The sequence below is a fragment of the Chromobacterium sp. genome (genome assembly GCF_041912965.1).
In the GTDB taxonomy this organism is placed as follows: domain Bacteria; phylum Pseudomonadota; class Gammaproteobacteria; order Burkholderiales; family Chromobacteriaceae; genus Chromobacterium; species Chromobacterium aquaticum.
Genome location: NZ_JAYSGF010000016.1, coordinates 35,507 through 56,230, shown reverse-complemented (window position 1 = coordinate 56,230; position 20,724 = coordinate 35,507). Strand labels below are relative to the sequence as shown.

Annotated in this window: 20 protein-coding genes; 14 read left to right on the top strand and 6 right to left on the bottom strand. The window is 63.0% G+C overall.

The genetic code is table 11. The features are described from left to right. The first annotated feature begins 126 nt into the window (after nt 1–126). The 13 genes from ACE3QM_RS10860 (at nt 127) to greB (ending at nt 14,728) form a co-directional block, all read left to right on the top strand. Entirely contained in the window at nt 127–804 is a 678-nt protein-coding gene (locus ACE3QM_RS10860; RefSeq protein ID WP_048409077.1) for an OmpA family protein, read from the top strand. Between the two features lie 172 nt (nt 805–976). Next, a complete protein-coding gene (locus ACE3QM_RS10855) occupies nt 977–1,912 on the top strand; it encodes a bifunctional riboflavin kinase/FAD synthetase (protein ID WP_048409076.1) in 936 nt (311 codons plus the stop codon). Continuing rightward, nucleotides 1,909–4,686, top strand: a complete 2,778-nt coding sequence (ileS, locus tag ACE3QM_RS10850; RefSeq protein ID WP_374421789.1) for an isoleucine--tRNA ligase — start codon at nt 1,909–1,911, stop codon at nt 4,684–4,686. Before ACE3QM_RS10855 ends, ileS begins: the two co-directional genes overlap by 4 nt. A 138-nt stretch (nt 4,687–4,824) precedes the next feature. Further along, nucleotides 4,825–5,313 (top strand): signal peptidase II, encoded by a 489-nt coding sequence (gene lspA / locus ACE3QM_RS10845; protein WP_048409074.1) that lies wholly within the window; start codon nt 4,825–4,827, stop codon nt 5,311–5,313. A 27-nt stretch (nt 5,314–5,340) separates the two neighbouring features. Continuing rightward, on the top strand, nt 5,341–6,282 hold the full coding sequence (ispH, locus tag ACE3QM_RS10840; RefSeq protein WP_048409073.1) for a 4-hydroxy-3-methylbut-2-enyl diphosphate reductase: 942 nt from the start codon (nt 5,341–5,343) through the stop codon (nt 6,280–6,282). A gap of 156 nt (nt 6,283–6,438) precedes the next feature. Continuing rightward, on the top strand, nt 6,439–8,334 hold the full coding sequence (htpG, locus tag ACE3QM_RS10835; protein WP_374421784.1) for a molecular chaperone HtpG: 1,896 nt from the start codon (nt 6,439–6,441) through the stop codon (nt 8,332–8,334). Between the two features lie 128 nt (nt 8,335–8,462). After that, complete coding sequence (locus ACE3QM_RS10830) at nt 8,463–9,968, top strand: hypothetical protein (protein WP_374421782.1); 1,506 nt, start codon at nt 8,463–8,465, stop codon at nt 9,966–9,968. 67 nt (nt 9,969–10,035) lie between these two features. Beyond that, a complete protein-coding gene (locus ACE3QM_RS10825; protein ID WP_048409070.1) occupies nt 10,036–10,884 on the top strand; it encodes a ScpA family protein in 849 nt (282 codons plus the stop codon). Nucleotides 10,885–10,961: 77 nt separating this feature from the next. After that, entirely contained in the window at nt 10,962–11,495 is a 534-nt protein-coding gene (locus tag ACE3QM_RS10820; protein WP_374421780.1) for a GNAT family N-acetyltransferase, read from the top strand. A 67-nt stretch (nt 11,496–11,562) separates the two neighbouring features. After that, the gene (scpB, locus tag ACE3QM_RS10815) at nt 11,563–12,195 is read left to right on the top strand and encodes an SMC-Scp complex subunit ScpB (protein ID WP_048409068.1); all 633 of its coding nucleotides are present in this window, start codon (nt 11,563–11,565) and stop codon (nt 12,193–12,195) included. A gap of 44 nt (nt 12,196–12,239) precedes the next feature. Continuing rightward, nucleotides 12,240–13,640, top strand: a complete 1,401-nt coding sequence (locus ACE3QM_RS10810; protein ID WP_374421777.1) for a pseudouridine synthase — start codon at nt 12,240–12,242, stop codon at nt 13,638–13,640. After that, entirely contained in the window at nt 13,565–14,143 is a 579-nt protein-coding gene (locus ACE3QM_RS10805; RefSeq protein ID WP_374421775.1) for an NUDIX domain-containing protein, read from the top strand. The genes ACE3QM_RS10810 and ACE3QM_RS10805 overlap by 76 nt, the downstream gene beginning before the upstream one ends. 30 nt (nt 14,144–14,173) lie before the next feature. Beyond that, nucleotides 14,174–14,728: a transcription elongation factor GreB gene (greB, locus tag ACE3QM_RS10800; protein WP_374421773.1), complete on the top strand. Its 555-nt coding sequence runs from the start codon at nt 14,174–14,176 to the stop codon at nt 14,726–14,728. Nucleotides 14,729–14,798: 70 nt separating this feature from the next. Here greB and ACE3QM_RS10795 read toward each other — a convergent pair whose 3' ends face one another. Together ACE3QM_RS10795 and ACE3QM_RS10790 are read right to left on the bottom strand one after the other, a co-directional pair. Further along, a complete protein-coding gene (locus tag ACE3QM_RS10795; RefSeq protein ID WP_374421770.1) occupies nt 14,799–15,068 on the bottom strand; it encodes a zf-TFIIB domain-containing protein in 270 nt (89 codons plus the stop codon). Nucleotides 15,069–15,145: 77 nt separating this feature from the next. Next, entirely contained in the window at nt 15,146–15,613 is a 468-nt protein-coding gene (locus ACE3QM_RS10790) for a MarR family winged helix-turn-helix transcriptional regulator (RefSeq protein WP_374421765.1), read from the bottom strand. 74 nt (nt 15,614–15,687) lie between these two features. Between ACE3QM_RS10790 and ACE3QM_RS10785 the strand changes: the two genes are divergently transcribed. Next, a complete protein-coding gene (locus ACE3QM_RS10785) occupies nt 15,688–16,857 on the top strand; it encodes a PLP-dependent aminotransferase family protein (RefSeq protein WP_374421760.1) in 1,170 nt (389 codons plus the stop codon). 42 nt (nt 16,858–16,899) lie between these two features. Here ACE3QM_RS10785 and ACE3QM_RS10780 read toward each other — a convergent pair whose 3' ends face one another. The 4 genes from ACE3QM_RS10780 to minE all read right to left on the bottom strand — a co-directional run bounded on the left by ACE3QM_RS10780 (nt 16,900) and on the right by minE (nt 20,723). Then, the gene (locus ACE3QM_RS10780; protein ID WP_374421755.1) at nt 16,900–18,936 is read right to left on the bottom strand and encodes a M3 family metallopeptidase; all 2,037 of its coding nucleotides are present in this window, start codon (nt 18,934–18,936) and stop codon (nt 16,900–16,902) included. 152 nt (nt 18,937–19,088) lie between these two features. After that, nucleotides 19,089–19,448, bottom strand: coding sequence for a VOC family protein (locus ACE3QM_RS10775; RefSeq protein WP_374421751.1), 360 nt, complete (start codon nt 19,446–19,448; stop codon nt 19,089–19,091). A gap of 75 nt (nt 19,449–19,523) precedes the next feature. Next, on the bottom strand, nt 19,524–20,462 hold the full coding sequence (locus tag ACE3QM_RS10770; RefSeq protein WP_231463458.1) for a LysR substrate-binding domain-containing protein: 939 nt from the start codon (nt 20,460–20,462) through the stop codon (nt 19,524–19,526). Between the two features lie 3 nt (nt 20,463–20,465). Then, entirely contained in the window at nt 20,466–20,723 is a 258-nt protein-coding gene (gene minE / locus ACE3QM_RS10765; RefSeq protein WP_019104116.1) for a cell division topological specificity factor MinE, read from the bottom strand. Nucleotide 20,724: the final 1 nt, after the last annotated feature.

The following is a 20,724-nucleotide window of genomic DNA, read 5'->3' as shown; positions in this document are numbered from 1 at the left end:
CTATAGTGCGGGTTAACTGCATAAACACAGTTTGCAGATCACCCTGTTGTTTGCAGTAAAATTGTTCGTGTGGTCTTTGCGTCAGCCCGCATTGCTACCCATTTTATAGATTAAAGAGGGAATAACATGACTAAACAGCTGAAACTGAGCGCCCTGGTTGCTGCTCTGTTGGTTTCCGCTAGCGCTTTTGCTGCTAAACCTGGCTATGCCGTTGACCAGTCCACCGAATCCGTGACTCGCAACAACTACGGCGAGTGCTGGAGAACCAACTTCTTCGACAAGGCCAAGGACGGCCTGGTTGAATGTGGCGATCGCGAAGCTGCCAAGCCGGTAGCCGAAGCTCCGAAGCCGGTGCTGGTTTCCGAAAAAGAAAAAGTCACCCTGTCCGCTAAAGTACTGTTCGACTTCGACAAAGCCAAGCTGCGCGGCGATGCCAAGAACGAACTGGACCCGCTGGTTGAAAAGCTGAAAGCCAACGCTGGCAAAGGCTACCTGAAGTCTGTTGAAGTTGCTGGCTACACCGACTTCATGGGCTCCGCTGCCTACAACAACCGTCTGTCGCAAGAACGCGCTGACGCGGTTAAGAACTACTTCGTAGCCGCTGGCGTTCCGGCCGACAAAGTGTCCTCCGTTGGTCGTGGCTCCGCTGAAGCCAAGATGACCGCCGAGTGCAAGGCCAAATTCCCGAAATTCCAGAAGAAAGGTTCCAAGCAGAACCTGGCTATCAAGGAATGCATCGAGTCTGATCGTCGCGTTGAGCTGACCATCGACGCGGTTAAAGAATCGCTGGTTGAGAAGAAGTAATCTTACTCAAACAATCGGTTTGAAAAGCCCCGCTAATAGCGGGGCTTTTTATTTTGCTGCATGGCGGAAAAGCATTGGCCCGCCGCTGGAGTCCAATTGTGTTCCATGTCTGGACGCTTTCCATGGCGGGCAGATACAATCGAAGGTTTTCAGGACGCAATAAGACCAGCACATGCAGGTATTCTTTGGAGATCCGCAGCGTTACCGGCTGTCAGCCTGCGCCTTGACCATCGGTAATTTTGACGGCGTGCATCTTGGCCATCAGAAAATGCTGCAACGGCTGCGGCTGGAGGCCGATGCGCGCGGCTTGCCGACGGCCCTGTTGACCTTCGAGCCGCACCCACGCGAATTCTTCACGCGAGACAATCCTCCTGGGCGCTTGTCCACGCTGCGCGACAAGTTGGCGTTTCTGCAGCGGCTGGGCTTGGTCGACTATGTGTTTGTCTACCGCTTCAATCGCGGCTTCGCCGGCATGTCGGCGCCGGACTTCATCGACAAAGTGCTGGTGCGGGGTTTGCAGACCAAGTATTTGCTGATTGGCGACGATTTCCAGTTCGGCGCCAAGCGTCAGGGCAATTTCGAAATGCTGAGCTCCTGTAGCCACTTCGTTACAGAGGCGATGCCCACGGTGCTGGCCATGGGCGAGCGGGCATCCAGCACCCTGGTGCGCGAACGGCTGGCCGCCGGCGACCTAGGGGGCGCGGAACACTTGCTGGGCCGTGAGTACCAGATTTCCGGCCGTGTGGTGCATGGCAAGAAACTGGGGCGTACCATAGGCTTCCCCACCGCCAACATCCATTTGCCGCATCTGCGGCCGGCGCTGCAAGGCGTGTTCGTGGTGCAGGCGGAAACCGCCGATGGCGTGCTGGGGGGCGTGGCCAGCCTGGGGCTGAACCCGACGGTCAGCGACACGCCGGACTACAAGCTGGAAGTGCACCTGTTCGATTTCGCTGGCGATCTCTACGGCCAGCGGCTGACGGTGCGATTCTTGAAGAAACTGCGCGATGAGGCGCGGTATGATGATTTATCGGCGCTGATCGCTCAGATCGAAAAAGACGCGGCCAGCGCCAAGACCTATTTGACAAGTTTGCAGCGAGAGCAGGCATGAGCATCGATTATCGTAAAACCGTAAACCTGCTGGATACCCCCTTCGCCATGCGCGGGGATCTGGCCAAACGCGAACCGGCCTGGGTCAAGCGCTGGCAAGAGGAGAAGCGCTATGAAAAGCTGCGCAAGCTCTCCGCCGGCCGACCCAAATTCATCCTGCACGATGGCCCGCCGTACGCCAACAACGATATCCACCTGGGCCACGCGGTCAACAAGGTGCTGAAGGACATCATCGTCCGCTCCAAGACGCTGGCGGGTTTCGACGCGCCTTATGTGCCGGGCTGGGACTGTCATGGCCTGCCCATCGAGCTGATGGTGGAGAAGCTGCACGGCAAGGACATTCCCGCCGCCAAATTCCGCGAACTGTGCCGCGAATACGCGAAAGAGCAAGTGGCGCGTCAGAAGAAGGGCTTCATCCGCCTGGGCGTGTTGGGCGATTGGGACAATCCCTATCTGACCATGGATTTCAAGACCGAGGCCGACATCGTGCGCACCCTCGGCAAGATCTTCGAGAATGGCTATCTGAGCAAGGGCGAGAAGCCGGTGCACTGGTGCATCGAGTGCGGCTCCTCGCTGGCCGAGGCCGAAGTCGAATACGAAGACAAGGTATCGCCGGCGATCGACGTCGGTTTCAAGCTGGTGGACACGGCCAAGGCGGGTGAAATCTTCGGCGCGGACGCCTCCGGCGCGATGGCGGTGATCTGGACCACCACGCCGTGGACCCTGCCGGCCAACCAGGCCGTCGCCGTCGGCGCGGAACTGGTTTATCAATTGCTGGATACCCCCAAGGGCAAGCTGGTCCTGGCCAAGGACCTGGCCGAGGCAGCGATGAAACGCTATGGCGTTGAATCTTGCCAAGTATTGGGCGAGGCCAAGGGCCGGGCGCTGGAGTTGTTGCAGCTGCAACACCCGTTCTACGCGCGTCAGGTGCCGGTGATCCTGGGCGATCACGTCACCACCGACGCGGGTACTGGTCTGGTGCACACCGCGCCGGCGCATGGCCTGGAAGACTTCCAGGCCGGCCTGCATTACAAGTTGCCGGTGGCCAACCCGGTGGCCGACAACGGCTGCTACAAGTCCGGCACCGAGCTGTTCGCCGGCTTGCTGGTATGGGACGCCAATCCGCGCATCATCGAAACGCTGGAAGAGCACGGCGCGTTGGTGCACAAGGCCAAGCTGGAGCACAGCTACCCGCATTGCTGGCGCCACAAGACCCCAATCATCTTCCGCGCTACGCCGCAGTGGTTTATCGGCATGGACAAGGCCGGCCACGGCGGCGAGACCCTGCGCTCCATCAGCCAACGCGCGGTGGATGCCACCGAGTTCTTCCCGGCTTGGGGTCGCGCGCGTCTGGACGCGATGATCAAGAACAGCCCGGACTGGTGCGTGTCGCGCCAGCGTAATTGGGGCGTGCCGATGACCTTCTTCATCCACAAGGACAGCGGGGAATTGCATCCGCGCTCGGCGCAATTGCTGGAAGAAGTGGCGCTGCGCATCGAGCAGCAGGGCATCGAAGCCTGGTTCAGCCTGGATGCCAAGGAGTTGTTGGGCGAGGAGGCCGAGCACTACCGCAAGCTGTCCGATACTCTGGATGTGTGGTTCGACTCCGGCTCCACCCATTTCGCCGTGCTCAAGCAGCGCGCCGAACTGGCCTGGCCGGCGGACCTGTACCTGGAGGGCTCGGACCAGCACCGCGGCTGGTTCCAGTCCTCGCTGAAAACCGGTTGCGCCACCATAGGCCGCGCGCCGTACAAGCAGTTGCTGACCCACGGTTTCACCGTGGACGACAAGGGCTACAAGATGTCCAAGTCGCGCGGCAACGGCATTGCGCCGGAAGAGATCTGCGGCACCCTGGGCGCCGACATCCTGCGCCTGTGGGTGGCCAGCGCCGACTACTCCGGCGATATGTCGCTGTCGCAGGAAATCCTGAAGCGCACGACGGAAAGCTATCGCCGCTTGCGTAATACCATCCGCTTCCTGCTGTCCAATCTGTCGGACTTCGATCCGCTGGAACACACCGTGCCCTTGGCCAATATGGTGGAACTGGACCAGTACGCGCTGCTGCGCGCGCGCGAAGTGCAGGAAAAGGTGGTGGGCGAGTTGTACTCGCGTTATGCCTTCCATCACGTGGTGCAGGAAGTGGTGGGCTATTGCTCCGAGGACCTGGGCGCTTTCTACCTGGACGTGATCAAGGACCGGCTGTACACCACCAAGGCCGACAGCCACGCGCGCCGCAGCGCGCAGACCGCGCTGTACCATATCACCCGCAGCCTGCTGCTGATGGTGGCGCCCATCCTGTGCTTCACCGCCGACGAGGCGTGGAATGTGTTGGTGGACAGCGAGGAAGAATCGACCCTCTATCACATCTGGCACGAATTCCCGGCCCAGGCCGCCGAACGCGAAGCGGCCTTGGCCGCCAAGTGGCAGGCCATCCGCGAACTGCGCGCTCAAGTGAACAAGCAGATCGAAGAACTGCGCAGCGCCGAGCAACTGGGCTCCTCGTTGCAGGCGGAAATCGAGATTGAAGCCGACGACGTCTTGCTGCCGTGGCTGCACAGCCTGGGCGATGAACTCAAGTTCGTGCTGATTGTCTCTAAAGCCAGCGTCAAGCAAGGTGAACACACTCGCGTCAGCGTGGTGTCGTCCACGCAGCAGAAGTGCGAGCGCTGCTGGCACTACCGCGCCGACATCGGCAGTCATGCCGGCCATGGCGCGGTGTGCGGTCGTTGCGTGGATAACATCGACGGCAAGGGCGAGTTCCGCAAGTTCGCCTAAGTTTGGCGGGCCGTTAGCCATCGCTTGACGAGGCTGGGCCGGAGGCAGTGGAGCGCAAGCTCCGCGCTTCCGGCGCTTTGATATCTAGAGTGCGCGGCGCTTCGCTTAAGCGCAATGGAAGGTCTGATGGATTCTGCAATGACTATGCCCAAGGCTAGGCAATGGCCGAAGTGGTTTGCGCTGGCCGCGGTGATCGTGCTGCTGGATCAATTGTCCAAGATCTATTTCAACGGCAATTACCAGTACGGCGAAGTCCGGGAAGTCATTCCCGGCTTTTTCGGATTTACCTTGTTGTACAATCCGGGCGCGGCGTTCAGCTTCCTGCACGACGCTGGCGGCTGGCAGAAGTATCTGTTTTCCGGCCTGGCGTTCGCCGTGTCCGGCTGGCTGGGCTGGAACATCTTCAAGAACCGCTTCAGCGGGCTGATGAGCCTGGCCGCGGCCTTCATCATGGGCGGCGCGCTCGGCAATGTGATAGACCGCATCGTCCACGGCCATGTGATCGATTTCATCCAGGTGCACTACTACAGCAGCTGGTCGTACCCGGCTTTCAATCTGGCGGACTCCTTCATCTGCGTCGGAGCCGCCTTGATGGTGCTGGACAGTTTCAGAAAGCCGCGCGCCTGAGCGCCGCGGCTTGAGCAAGGATTTGTGATGACGAAGACCATCATGCTGGCCAATCCGCGCGGCTTCTGCGCCGGAGTGGACCGGGCCATCGCCATCGTCGAGCGGGCGATCGAACTCTACGGCGCGCCGATCTACGTGCGCCACGAAGTGGTGCATAACCGCTTCGTCGTCGAGAACCTGCGCGCCAAGGGCGCGGTGTTCATCGAAGAACTGAAGGACGTACCCAGCGGCAGCACCCTGGTGTATTCCGCCCATGGCGTGCCGCTGTCGGTGCGCGAGGAGGCCGCCGCTTTGGGCCTGCAGGTATTCGATGCCACCTGTCCCTTGGTGACCAAGGTGCATGTCGAAGTCAAGCGCATGCACAAGGCGGGCATGGAAATCATCATGATAGGCCATGCCGGCCATCCCGAGGTGGAAGGCACCATGGGCCAGGTGGATGGCAATATGTATCTGGTGGAAAACGTGGCCGATGTCGCCAAGCTGCGGGTGCGCAATCCGGCGGCGCTGTCCTATGTCAGCCAGACCACGCTGTCGGTGGACGAGACCCGCGACATCATCGCCGAACTGAAGGCGCGCTTTCCCGAGATCTCCAGCCCGAAGAAGGACGATATCTGCTACGCCACGCAAAACCGCCAGGACGCGGTGAAGGTGTTGGCCGACGAGTGCGACATCGTGGTGGTGGTGGGCTCGCCTAATAGCTCCAACTCCAATCGCCTGCGCGAAGTGGCCGCGCTCAAGGGCGTGGACGCCTATATGGTGGACAACGCCGGTCAGCTGGAGGAGGCGTGGTTCGCCGGCAAGCAGCGCGTTGGCGTCACCGCCGGCGCCAGCGCGCCGGAAGTGCTGGTGCAGGCGGTGATAGACCAGATCAAGGCGTTTGGCGCCGACAGCGTCAGCGAACTGGCTGGCGTGGAGGAGAGCACCGTGTTCGCGCTACCGCCGGCCTTGCGCGAAGACAAGCGCGCCTGAGTCCATCAAGTCCTGAGCCAAACCGCCCCGCGATTTCGTCGCGGGGCTTTTTCATGTCCGCGCGGCGACGATCCTGGGTTGCGGGCAGGGGTATTGAAAACCCCGGGACAGCCCTTATCTGATGCGCATCGTTGACCAACTTTCGACCAAGTCACCATGAGCGCATTGAAAGAAACCCTGGGTTTTCAGACCGAAGTCAAGCAGCTGCTGCAGCTGATGATCCACTCCTTGTACTCCAACAAGGAAATTTTCCTGCGTGAATTGATTTCCAACGCCTCCGATGCCGCCGACAAGCTGCGTTTCGAAGGCCTGGCCAAGCCGGAGCTGTTCGAGAACGAGCCGGAGCTGAAGATCACCATCGGCTACGACGCCGAGGCGCGCACGCTGACCATCGCCGACAACGGCATCGGCATGAGCCGCGACGAAGTCATCGCCAATATCGGTACCATCGCCAAGTCCGGCACCAAGGCCTTTTTCGAGCAACTGTCCGGCGACGCCAAGAAAGACGCCAATCTGATCGGCCAGTTCGGCGTCGGCTTCTACTCAGCCTTCATCGTGGCGGACAAGGTCACGCTGACCACCCGCCGCGCCGGCGATGCCGCCGCCACCCGCTGGGAATCCCATGGCGCCGGCGAATACACGCTGGAGCAAGTGGAAAAAGCCGGCCGCGGCACCGAGATCGTGCTGCACCTGAAAGAGGGCGAGGACGAGCTGCTGAACGACTGGAAGCTGAAAGGCATCGTCCGCAAGTACTCCGACCACATCTCCATCCCGATCGAGATGAAAAAGGGCAATAGCTACGGCGAAAACGGCGAAGTCATCGTCAGCGACGAAATGGAAGCGGTGAACTCCGCCTCCGCGCTGTGGACCCGCGGCAAGAGCGAGATCAGCGAAGAGCAGTACAAGGAGTTCTACAAACACGTCGCCCACGATTTCACCGACCCGCTGGCCTGGAGCCACGCTCGCGTCGAGGGACGCCAGGAATACACCGAGCTGCTCTACATCCCGTCGCGCGCGCCCTTCGATCTGTTCGACCGCGAGCGCAAGCAGGGCGTCAAGCTCTATGTGCGCCGCGTCTTCATCATGGAAGACACCGAGAAGCTGATGCCGCACTACCTGCGTTTCGTGCGCGGGGTGATTGACAGCAACGACCTGCCGCTGAACGTATCGCGCGAGATCCTGCAGGAAAGCAAGGACATCGATGCCATCCGCAATGGCTGCGTGAAGAAGGTGCTGGGGCTGCTGGAAGACCTGTCCGCCAATCAGCCGGAAAAATACGCCGAGTTCTGGCAAGAGTTCGGCCAAGTGTTGAAAGAAGGTGTCGGCGAGGACATGGCCAACAAGGAACGTATCGCCAAGCTGCTGCGCTTCGTTTCCACCACTTCCGAAGGCGTCGAACCGACGGTGACGTTGGGCGACTACATCGGCCGGATGAAGGAAGGTCAGGACAAGATCTACTACATCACCGCGGACACCCTGGCCGCGGCCAAGAACAGCCCGCACCTGGAAGTGTTCAAGAAGAAGGGCGTCGAGGTGCTGCTGCTGACCGACCGCGTCGACGAGTGGGTGGTGGGTTCGTTGTTCGAATTCGACGGCAAGGCGTTGCAGTCCGTGGCCAAGGGCGCGTTGGACCTGGGCGCGTTGGAAGACGAGGCCGACAAGGAAGCGCAAAAGCAGGTGGAGGAAAGCGCCAAGCCGGTGGTGGAAAAAGTGCAGAAAGCCTTGGCCGACCGTGTCAAGGAAGTGCGCGCCACCGCTCGCCTGACCGAGAGCCCGGCCTGCTTGGTGGCTGGCGAGCACGATATGAGCGCCCACCTGGAGCGCATGCTGAAGGCGGCGGGCCAGCAAGTGGAGGCCAGCAAGCCCACGCTGGAGATCAACCCTGAGCATGTGCTGGTGAAACGACTGGCCGAGGAGGCCGACGAGGCGCGCGCCGGTGATCTGGCCCAGGTGCTGTACGACCAGGCGCTGCTGGCCGAAGGCGGCAAGCTGGAAGACCCGGCGGCCTTCGTCAAGCGCATCAACAAGCTGATGCTGGAGCTGTCGGCTTAAGCCGAACACAGTCTCCCACAGCAATGCCCTGCCTCGGCGGGGCATTTTTTTGCGGCTGGCAATAATGCCGCGCTAAAAACCATGGCTGGGGGTATCATCGGCGGCGTCTCACTCGCTATGACTCGGTCATGATCGAACTGTCGCTGATTCACGCATTGCCGGAGCCGCCCTGGCAAGCCCTGGACTTGAAAGCGGCGCGCGCCCAGCTAGCCAGCCTGGCGACGCTGCCGGCGCAACTGGCCGCGAACCAGGTCGGTCAATGGCTGGCTCAATGGCAGCGGACGGCCTTGGCGCCGGCCGAGCGCCTGGCGCTGCTGCAAACGCTGCAAGCCCCGGTGACGGCGCTGGCGGCGCGGCTGGAGAGCGGCGCGGCGCGCCAGGAGCTGTCCTGCACGCCGGAAGCGCGCGCCGGTCTGCATTCTGCTCGCCAATTGCTGCGGCAATGGCATGAACAGTGCAAGCTGCTGGCGCAGGCGTTCAGTGCTCAGGAAGCCAGCCGTTTTGCTAGTTCGCGCCCACGGCAGGAGGCCTTGCAACTGGCGCTGGCCAGCGGCTACGACTTGCTGGCGTTGCACGCGCGCAGCTATGCGCCGCTGTACAAGGGCTTCTGGCGCGACTGCCACCACCTGTACGCTCATGCGCTATCCCAGGGTTGGGAAGGGCGGCAAGCCGGCAGCGGCACGGCAGCGCCGGGGCTCAGCTATCGCCGCCTGATGCTGCTGGGCCTGACCGCCAGCAATCGGCTGGAGCCGGCCAAGATCGCGCTGCTGCTGCAATGGCTGGAACAGCATGCCGGCCTGCTGCGCGTGGAACAACTGGATCAACCGCTGGGAGACGAGGGCGCGCTGGCGTTTCGCGCCGATGTCGATCGTCCGGCGCGCTTCTGCGCCGAACTGGACCTGGACGGCGACGGTGTGTGGTGGCGGCTGGACGCCGGCCGCCTGCTGCAGCGCATGGATGAACTGGGCCGCCAGCGCCAGCGTCAGGGCCTGGACGACAGTCACGAAGCCTGGCTGCTGGCGCGTTTGCGCCAAGAATGGAGCGCGCCGCGCCGGCGGCGCCATGTCCGGCTGCGCCGGCTCAGTGTTGAAACCGTAGAATTGGTCAGCCTGTTGCCGCGCTGCTGGCGGCTGGCCGCCGGCGCGCCGGCCGACGGCGAATTGGAGCCTTGCCACTTGCAGATCAGCAATCTCAGCGCTTCCGGCCTGCTGTTGCAGGGCGAGTCCTTGCAGCAGCCGCTGCGCGCCGGCGAGGTGGTGATGCTGCGCCGCCGCGGTTTCGGCTGGCAGCTGGGCCTGGTGCGCTGGGTCAGTTTCGGCGGCGAGGACATGCAGACCGAGTGCGGGATCGAATTCATCGGCAAGCGTCCGCAAGCGGTGGAAGTGGCGGCGGTCACCAGCCATGCTAGCGGCGGTTTCGAGCCGGCGCTGCGCATGCAGGCGGAGCGGCATTTTCGTCTTTCCGGCATTCTGGTGCTGCCGGGGCGTTTATATCAGGCGATGCGTCCCTTTCTGTTGCGCGGCGCGGATGGCGAGAGCCGGGTGCGCGCGGTGCGCCTGCTGCAGCAAACCGCGCATTACCAGTTTGTCGAGATCAAGATCGACGAAGCGCTGCCGGCGGAGGCGCCGGCCTGAATCCACGCCCGGCGCGCGCGGGCAAGTTCCGTCACCCGTCGGGCCGCTAGCTGGTATCCTTGCCGCCATGAGCACCGCCCCATCTCCCGACACCCAGCCTGCGACCGACGATTTTCAGTTGACCGCGCCGGAATTGCCGCCCAGCGTGCCGATCGCGCACGTGTTCGGTCAGCCGGTGCTGGAAGTGCCGCAAGATCTGTTCATCCCGCCGGATGCGCTGCAGGTGATCCTGGACAGTTTCGAAGGGCCGCTGGATTTGCTGCTCTACTTGATCCGCAAGCAGAACCTGGACGTGCTGAACATCCCGATGGCGGAGATCACCGTCCAGTACATGGCCTATATCGACGCGATGAGCGACGGGCGTTTGGAACTGGCCGCCGAATACCTGCTGATGGCGGCGCTGCTGATCGAGATCAAGTCGCGGCTGCTGCTGCCGCGTCCGCAACTGGACGAAGAGGGCGAGCCGGACGATCCGCGCGCCGAACTGGTGCGCCGTCTGCTGGAATACGAGCAGATGAAGCTGGCGGGGCTGGAACTGGACAAGCTGCCGCAGGCCGACCGCGATTTCGCCTGGCTGGCGGTGCTGATCGAGCAGTCAGCGGAACAGCGACTGCCCGAGGTTTTCCCCGCCGACCTGCGCCAGGCCTGGATGGCGATTTTGTCGCGCGCGCGCCACCACCGTCATCACAAGGTGGAAAAGGACGAATTGTCGGTGCGCGAGCAGATGAGCTGGATTCTGCGTTATCTGGACGGCCGCGAATACGTGCCCTTCGAAGAACTGTTCGACGTGGACAAGGGCGTCGCCCACCTGGTGGTCAACTTCATCGCGGTGCTGGAACTGGTGAAGGAAGGCCTGGTCAAGGTCAGCCAAGAGGCCCCGTACCAGCCTATTTATGTGCGCATCGCACTGGTCTGATCGCCATCGGCTGCGATTTGCACTTGATGTTGGCTCGCCAGCGATTAGGATAGAGGTATTCATCGCGAGAGCATGCCATGCACATTGAAGCGGCCGATCCGAAACATCAATCCGCCTACCGTTCCTTTTTCCTGGCCTGTCACGAAGAGGGGCTGGAATATTATCGCCGCGCCGGCGACGATCCAGACGCCTGGCTGGCGCAATTGCTGCGGCATGCCGCCGGGCAGGACCTGCCAGAAGGCTGGGTGCCGTGCCGCACCTGGTTCCTGATCAATGGCCAATCCGAAATCATAGGCGCGGTGCGCCAGCGGCTGGGGGACAGCGCGTTGATCGTGGAGCGCATCGGCCACATCGCTTTTGAAGTGCTGCCAGCCTGGCGCGGCCATGGCTATGGCCGCGTGCTGCTGCAATACGTGCAGACTCTGGGCGAGAAGCCGGCGCACGGCAACTGGGTGCTGGTCTGCCCGGCGGACCGGCCGGCGGCGGTGCGCACGGTGGAAGCCTGCGGCGGCCAACTGCTGGCGACGATGGAACTGGGCGACCGCACGCTGCGCCGCTACAGCCTGACCGCGCTGGCGGCATGGGACGATATGGCCGCAGGATTAATTTAGCCCCGGTCGGCAAGTTCATGTACAATAACCGGTTTACTGCGCATACGTGTTACGGCTTCACGGCTCAATGTCCACCATCACCGACCTAAAATATCTGAAGATCGTGCTGGAGACGGCCCTGCTGACCGCGCAGGAACCTCTGTCGGTTGCAATGCTCAAAAAGCTGTTCACCGAAGAGGTGAAAGCCGCATTGATCAATGACATCCTCGACGACATCCAGGGCGACTGGAGAGGGCGGGGCGTCGAACTGGTCAAGCTGGCATCGGGATGGCGCTTTCGCGCCCGGGCCGAGTTCACGCCATACCTGAACCGCCTGAACCCGGAAAAGCCGCCGCGCTACTCGCGCGCGGTAATGGAAACCTTGGCGATCATCGCCTACAAACAACCTGTGACCCGTGGCGATATCGAAGCGATACGCGGCGTATCGGTGTCCACCGGCGTGATGCAGACTCTGCTGGAACGCGGCTGGATCGAAGTCATCGGCCACAAGGACGTACCCGGCAGGCCGGGCTTGTATGCCACGACCCGAAAATTCCTGGACGACTTGAGCTTTGTCTCGCTCAAGGATCTGCCGCCGCTGGCGGAACTGGGAAGTCTGGTGGTGCCCGAGGCGGAGCCTCGGGAACAAGGCCCGGCAGCGGCCACAGACGACATCCCCCTCGACGATGAGGCGGATAATTTCGAGCCCATCGCAGAATAACTCCACATTCTGCCGGTTGCTCGCACGGAAAGAGCAAAGCACATATGTCTAAAGGACAACGCAATCACGCCCGCCAGCCGGTGGCGCGTGTCAAAGGTCGCGAAACTTCCCAAGCACGCCAGCCGGGCACCGGCGGCGTTCAGCCGCGCGGCAAGACCCAGGGCGGCATGATCAAGAACCGCAACGGCCAGCCGGCCGAGGCCAGCGCCCGCCAGGGTCAAGCTCGCGCCAACGGCGGCAAGGGCCGCGCGCCGCAGAATGGTCGCGCCTCGCGCGACGCCTACGGCAATCCGCTGATGCACGAAGGCACGCCGCTGTTCAAACTGAGCCGCCGCGAGCAGGAACAGCAACAGATGCAGCAGGCGCAAGGCCGCAACAAGCCGGTCTACCAGCGCGACAGCAATGGCGACGTCAACGGCAATGTGGCCTTGGATCATGAGCGCCGCTTCGGCAACAAGAACGCCGCGACGCCGGCTGGCCAGCCGGCCGCCGGCAAGAACGGCGGGCAGCCGCGTCAGGGCAAGCCCGACGGCGGCAAGCCGCAATTGGTGCAGAAGGCCAAGAAGCTGCGTCTGCGCAGCCCGAACCAGGACATCAAGGACAAGGCCAAACGCCTGCGCGAAGTCCGCGTCGACCTGGACGATATCGAGCCGGTGCGGCTGCAGAAAGCGCTGGCGGCGTCCGGCGTCGGTTCGCGCCGCGAAATGGAAGAATGGATCGAGGCCGGCCAGGTCACGGTCAACGGCAAGAAAGCCAGCCTGGGCGACCGCGTCGGCCCGCGCGACCGCGTGATGGTCAAGGGCGACCAGATCAAGCTGAAATGGCCGGACCGCCTGCCGCGCGTGATCATGTATCACAAGGAAGAGGGCGAAATCGTCAGCCGCGACGATCCGGAAGGCCGCGTTACCGTATTCGACCGCCTGCCGCAGGCCAAATCCAGCCGCTGGGTGGCCATCGGCCGCCTGGACGTCAACACTTCTGGCCTGCTGCTGATCACCACCAGCGGCGAACTGGCCAACCGCATGATGCACCCCAGCTTCGAAGTGGAGCGCGAGTACTCGGTGCGGGTGCTGGGCGAGTTGACTCCGGAAATCATGAAGCAGATGGTGGCCGGCGTGGAGCTGGAAGACGGCGAAGCGCGTTTCGATCGCATTTTCCAGAAAGGCGGCCCGGAAGAGGCGGCCAACCAGTGGTTCAACGTGGTGATCAAGGAAGGCCGCAACCGTGAAGTGCGTCGCATGTTCGAGCACTTCGGCCTGACCGTCAGCCGCCTGATCCGCGTGCGTTTCGGCAATATCGGCCTGCCGCCGCGGCTGAAGCGCGGCCAGTTCTACGAACTCAACTCCGCGGAAGTGGCGGCGGTGATGAAGTGGTCCAATCTGACCGTCACCGGCGGCAAGAAGGCGGCGCCGGTCAAGAAGGCTTCGGCCAAGGCGCATCGCTGAGCCTGCGCGCCATGCTGTGGAGCCTGGCCGTACGCATGATGTCCCGCCTGCGCGGCGCGGCGCCCGAGACGCCGCCGTTGCCGGCGGCGGCGGGCAAGCGTCAGCGCGCCGCCATCGCCATTGTCGAGGGTGGTCGCATTCTGCTGATACATCGCATCAAGCCGGGCAAGGACTACTATGTGCTGCCCGGCGGCGGCATCAAGCGGCGGGAAACCGCCGCGATTGCCTGTGTGCGCGAGACGCGCGAGGAAACCGGGCTCAACGTCCATCTGGGCGGCATCCTGTGCGTGCTGGACGCCAAGGATCGGGTCGAGCATGTGTTCCTGGCGCGCAGCTATGCCGGGGAGCTGCGCCTGGGCGGGCCGGAATTGGCCAAGATGGGGCCGGACAATCAATACCGACTGGAATGGCTGGACCGCGAGCAATTGCAGCGGATCAAGCTCAAGCCCAAAGGCCTGCTGCCGCATTGCCTGGCGTTGTTGGAACATGCCGCCGGCCGTTGAGGCCGGCGTTTTCATTGATGGATGGGTGATATGAGCAAAGCGTTTACCAAGGAAAACGACGAGGCGGAAGAGGATCTCCCGGCCGAGCGGCGTTTGCCCGCGTCCAGCAAGAATTACATCACGCCCGGCGGCTGGCAGCGCTTGAAGGACGAGCTCTACCACCTGGTCAACCGCGAACGGCCCGAAGTGGTGCAGATCGTGAACTGGGCGGCCAGCAATGGCGACCGTTCGGAAAACGGCGACTACCTCTACGGCACGCGCCGCCTGCGCGAAATCGACCGCCGCATCCGTTTTTTGACCAAGCGTCTGGAAATCGCGGAAGTGGTGGACCCGGAAACCCGGGAAGCGACCGACCAGGTGTTTTTTTCCGCCACCGTGCTGATCGAGCGCGGCGACGGCAGCGAGCAATTGCTGCGCATCGTCGGCGTCGACGAAATCGATCTGGCGCGCGGTCACATCAGCTGGATTTCGCCAATCGCGCGGACCCTGCTGAAGGCGCGCGAGGGCGATTCCGTGTTGTTCCGCGGTCCGGAGGGCGATGAGGACATCGAAGTGCTGGAAGTGCGCTACGAGCGCATAGACTGAAGCCGCGCGGCTCTATGGCCAAAAAACAGGCCCGGACCGATGTCCGGGCCATTTTTTTGCCCGGCCGGGTTCAGTCCAGCAGCTTGCGCAGCCAGCCGCCGTGCTTGCCGCCATGGCGGCCGCCGGAGCGATGCGACTCGCCATGGCCATGCGCGGGCGCGGCCGGCGTGCAGCCGGCGGCGGCTTGGGGCGCTGCGGGCAGGGTTGGCGCCTGGGTTTGCAGCAGCCGCTCCAGCTGGCCGGGCGCTAGCCAGACGCCGCGGCACTGCGGGCAGTAATCGATGGCGACGGACAAACGCTCGCCCATCAGCAGGGTGACTTGGCAAGTGGGACAGTTCATGGCGTGCTCCTTGGCGCGGTGGCTGAGTGGATGCGATGACTCGCCAGCGCATTGCAAACCATGAAGCGGCTACAGGGTCAAGCCTTGTCCTGGGGCTCCTGTGCACCGAGGCGGGTATGCGCCGCCAGGCTGTGATTCACCGCCATCCAGCCGGCGGTGGCCGGCTTGCCGGTCAGATCGAAGGCTGTCTGCAGCAATTTCAACTGCTCGCGGTGCAGGGTCTCTTCCAGCCTGCGTCCCTCCGTGGTCAGCGACAACTGCTTGACCCGTTTGTCGTGATGCGCGGCGACGCTTTGCACCAAATCCATTTCCAGCAACTGACGCAAGGGCATATTGATGGCCTGCTTGGTCACGCCCAGCGCGCCGAGCAAGTCCTTGACCGACAGGCCGGGGTAGCGCGCGACGAAGAACAGGATGCGGTGGTGCACGCGCGCCAGGCCGCGCTTGGCCAGCATTTCATCCGGTTTGTCGGTGAAAGCCTTGTAGGCATGGAAGAAGGCTTCCATCGCGGCGCGCATGTCATCGGGTGCAGATAGGTCAGCCATGTTGACGGAGCCCGTTGTGATCGGTAGATTGAGTCAATATTATTGACATTAGTAAGAAAGCTGCGGACAAGCTTATGCAGAGTACCATGTTTTCAGAGCGCATCGAACGGCTCAGCGGATCGCTGATCCGGGAAATCCTGGCGGCGGCGCAACAGCCGCAAATGATCTCGTTCGCCGGCGGCCTGCCGGCCGGTCAATGCCTGCCGCAACTGGATTTCGCCGACATGCCGGCGGGCTTGGCGCAGTACGGCGCCAGCGAGGGCGAACCGGAGTTGCGAGAACTGATCGCTGAGCAGGCGCGACGGATGGGCATAGCTTGCGAGGCGGAGCAGGTATTGGTGCTGTCCGGCTCACAGCAAAGCATAGATTTGTGCGCCAAGCTGTTCGTTGATCCCGGCACCCCGGTGCTGACCGAGGGGCCGACCTATCTGGCGGCCTTGCAAGCCTTCAAATTGTTCGGCGCCCGCATCCATGCGGTGGCGCAGCAGGATGGACGGCTGCCGCCGCAGGCCTTGGCCGCCGCGCTGGAGCAGGCGCGGCCACGCTGCTGTTATCTGATTCCCAGCTTCCAGAACCCGGCGGGCAGCTGTTACAGCGCCGAAGACCGCCTGGCGCTGGCCGCGGCGATAGACGCCGCCGGCGTGCCCTTGATCGAGGATGATCCTTACCGCGCGCTGAGCTATGACGGCGACGCGCCGGCACCGCTGGTCAGTCATTTGAAAACCGCGCCGTGGATTTACTCCGGCTCCTTTTCCAAGACGCTGGCGCCGGGACTGCGCATCGGCTTCCTGATCGCCTCCCCGGATTTGTTCCCTTATCTGATGCGGCTGAAGCAGGCCACCGACTTGCACAGCAACCGGCCGGCGCAGTGGTTCATTGCCCGCCAGCTGCGCGACCCCGGCCATGAGCAACGCCTGCTGGGCCTGCGCGAGGTATACCGCGCCGGCCGCGACGCGATGCAAGCATCGTTGCAGCGCCATTTCAGCGATCTGGCCGATTGGCAATTGCCACAGGGCGGGCTGTTCTTCTGGCTCAAATTGAAGCAGCCGCGGGATACCCGCCAAGTGTTGCCGCTGGCCTTGCAGCAAAACGTCGCCTTCATGCCGGGCGAGGCGTTTTTCCCGGATCCGGAGCGGAACTTGGGCTATCTGCGCCTGAATTTCAGCCATGCCTCGCCGGAGCGCATCGAGACCGGCATCGCGCGGCTGGCGGCCTTGCTGCGCGAGCAGGCCGCGATAGTCTAGGGAACAGCCGGCGGACTGGGGGCCGCCGGCCGCTGGGGGCGGTCACGCGCCGAGTAGGCCGCGCTTGCGCAACATGGCGGCGGCATCGGGATCGCGGCCGCGGAAGGCGCGGAAAGCCTGGCTTTGCTCGCGGCTGTCGCCGGCGCTGTAAATATAGCGGCGCAGCTTGTCCGCCAACTCGGGATCGAAGGCGTCGCCGCGTTCCTTGAAGGCGGCGAAGGCCTCCGCTTCCAGCACCTCGGCCCAGATGTAGACATAGTAGCCGGCGGCATAACCGTCGCTGGCGAAGATGTGCTGGAAGTGAGGTGGACGATGGTTCATGCCGACGGCGTCGGGCACGCCCAGGCTTTGGCGCTGCTCGGCCTCGAAGGCGGCGATGTCCACGCCGTCAACGTCGTTGCGCAGATGCAGCGCAAGGTCTATCAGCGTTGAGGCGGCGTAGCGCACGGTTTCAAAGCCTTGATTGAAGCTGCGCGCCGCCAGGATCTTGGCAATCAGCGCTTGAGGGATGGCCTCCCCGCTATCGGCGTGGCGCGCGTGCTTGGCCAGCACCGCCGGTTCCAGCGCCCAGTTTTCGAATAGCTGCGATGGCAGCTCCACATAATCCCTGGGCGTGTTGGGGCCGGACAAGCTGCGGTATTCGACATCGGACAGCAAGCCATGCATGCCATGGCCGAATTCGTGGAACAAGGTGCGCACATCGTCGAAGCTGAGCAGAGTGGGGCCGTGGCTGGACTTGACGAAGTTGTTGTTGTTGATCACCACCGGCAGGGTCTTGCCGCCGTTGCGCGCCTGCTGGCGGAACAAATGCATCCAGGCGCCGCTGCGCTTGCCCTGACGCGCGAAGTTGTCGCCATAGAACACGCCGATCAACTCCACGCCGCGATAGACCTCCCAAACCCGCACATCCGGATGGTAGCGCGGCAGTCCGGCGCGTTCGACGAAGCTGAGATCGAACAGACGGCCGGCGACATCGAACATCGCGGCTATCATATTGTCCAGGCTGAAATAGGGCTTGGTTTCGGCATCATCCAGCGCGTACTGGCTTTGTCTGACCTTTTCCGCCAGGTAATACCAATCCCAGGGCTGGATGTCCTCCGGCTCTCCCAGCCGCCGCGCCTCGGCGCGCAATAGCTCCAGCTCGCGCGCGCAGCTTTGCTTGGCCGGCTCCCACACTTGCCGCATCAGCTGCTCCACCGCTTGCGGCGTGCCGGCCATGCGATTGGCGAGCGCGTAGTCGGCGAAATTGGCATAACCGAGCAGGCCGGCCAGTTCGGCGCGCAGCGCCAGGATGCGGCGCGCCAGCGGACGATTGTCGCGTTCCGCGTGTTCGCCGCGGCTGGTCCATGCGCGCCACAGCTGTTCGCGCAGCCCGCGTTGGCTGGAAAAGCCGAGAAAGGCCAGTACCGACGCGCGCGACAAGGTGAACACATGGCCGGGCAGTTTGCGTTCCGCCGCGGCGGCGCGGGCACCGTCCAGGGCGAAACCGGGCAAGCCGTCCAGTTGATCGTCACCCACGGATAGCGCGTATTCCGCCTCGTCCGCCAGCAGGTTTTGACGGAAGCTGGTTTGCAGTTCAGCCAGCTGCGTCTGCAGCTCGGCGAAACGCTGCCGCTGCTCGCCCTGCAGCTTGGCGCCGGCGCGGACGAAGTCGGTGTGGATGCGCTCCAGCAAGCGGCGCTGCTCTTCGCTCAGCTCCAGCGCCAGCCGCTGCTGATGAAGCTGATCCAGGCGCTGGAAAAAGCCCGCGTGCATCAGGACTTGATTCTGATGCCGCGCCAGCAGCGGCGCGGTGTCGCGCTCCACCGCCTGCAACGCCGGGGTGCTGGCCGAGGCGACCAGGTTGCTCAGCAGCAGGGTGGCGCGTTCCAGCCGCAGGCCGCTGGCGTCGAAGGCGGCGGCGGTGTTGGCGAAACTGGGCGCGTCGGTCCGCTGGGCCAGCGCGTCGATTTCCGCCAGATGCTGTGTGAACAGGACTTCAAGGGCGGGGATAAAGTGCTCGGCGCGGATCGCGTCGAACGGAGGTAGTTGTTGCGGGGTGTTCCAGTCTTGCAATAAAGGATTGTCAGCTATGTTCATCGCTCATGACTCCTGGGGTGGGTGGCAGGAAAAATCAGGATGAATGTCAATCTATCATGTTTTGTCTGCATGGCTACCATCTTGATGACAAAATCATGTCGTGGATTTGGCGGCTGTTTGTTATTCGCCACGCGAAGGCTAGGCGGCCGGGCTTACCGGTTCTGGCCGATGCACCACAGCACGCCGCAGGGGTCGTACAGGCAGAAGTCGAGCATGCCCCAAGCTTGCTCGGTCAGTGGGCCAAGCTGGACGGCGTAGCGCTGGGCGACGCCTTGCGCCAGCAAGTGCCAGGCGGCGGCATCGCTGACCAGTAGATGCAGCATCAGGTTTTCCGCCAGTTGCGGATGATAGAAGTCCTGCAGCAGGAAGCTGCATTGGCCGTGGACGAAGTAGCTGACGCCGTGGCTGTCGGATTTTTGTTCGAAGCCCAGATCGGCATAGAAGCGCTGCGACAGCGCGTAGTCGCGGGCGGGGACGAAGGCTTTGATTTCAATGCTGTGCAGCGTGGTCATGATGGAGCTCCTGGCAGCAGATGGGCGGAAAAAAACCGCTGCGATGCGCAGCGGTTTGTCCGAGTGGTGTGGCGCTTATTGCAGCGGCGCTTCGCCTTCCAGCATCGCCACGCCTTCCAGGCCGGAGCGGAACACCGCCTGCTGCAGGGTGTCGATCGCCTTCTTGCGGAAGAACTGCTTGCGGGTCACCAGCAGCACGCGGCGTTGCGGCGCCGGCGCCTTGAACGGTACCACCGACAACAGCGATTCGTCGGTAGGACCTATCGAGGTCGATGGCATCACGGTGACGCCCATGCCGCTGGCCACCATGTGGCGGATGGTGTTCAGCGAGCTGCCCTGCAGATTGGCGGCCAGCGTGCCGCCGTGGCTCTGCCGGCTGGCCAGGTCGCTGCAGGCCTGCAGCACCTGATCGCGGAAGCAGTTGCCCTGGGTCAGCAGCAAGACGCTTTCATCGGCCAACTGGCCGGCGGAAATGCCCGCCAGTTTTTCCCAGGGATGACCCTTGGGCGTGGCGACGACGAAGGGCTCGTCATACAAGGGGCAGGCCACGGTGCCGGCTTCTTCGAACGGATCGGCGACGATGATGGCGTCCACTTCGCCGCGCTTGAGCATTTCCGAGAGCCGGGAGGTGTAGTTCTCCTCCAGGATCAGCGGCATGTCCGGCGCCAGGATGCGCAGCGCCGGAATCAGCCGCGGCAGCAGATAGGGGCTGATGGTGAAGATCACCCCCAGCTTCAGCGGGCCCACCAGTTCGTTCTGGTGCTCGCCGGCCAGGCGCTTGACGGTCTCGGCCTCTTCCAGCACGCGCTGCGATTGCTCGATGATGCGTTCGCCGATCTCGGTGACGCTGACTTCCTGACCGCCGCGCTCAAACAGCGTGACGCCCAGTTCATCCTCCAGCTTCTTGATGGCGATGGACAGCGTCGGCTGGCTGACGAAGCAGCTTTGCGCGGCGCGGCCGAAGTGGCGTTCCCGCGCCACCGCGACGATGTAACGGAGTTCGGTCAGCGTCATGGCTCAGCGCTGGTGCTCCGGCAGCACGATATTGACTTCCAGCACTTCGAAGTCGTCCTGGCGCTCCACTTGCACCTTGATGTCGTCCAGATTGACCGCCACGTATTTGGAAATGACTTCCATCAATTCGCGCTGCAGCGCCGGCAGATAGTCGGGCGCGCTGCGGCCGTTGCGTTCGTGGGCCAGGATGATTTGCAGGCGTTCTCTGGCAATGGCCGCGGTTTTCTGGCGCTTGCCAAAGATCATTTCGATCAGGGACATG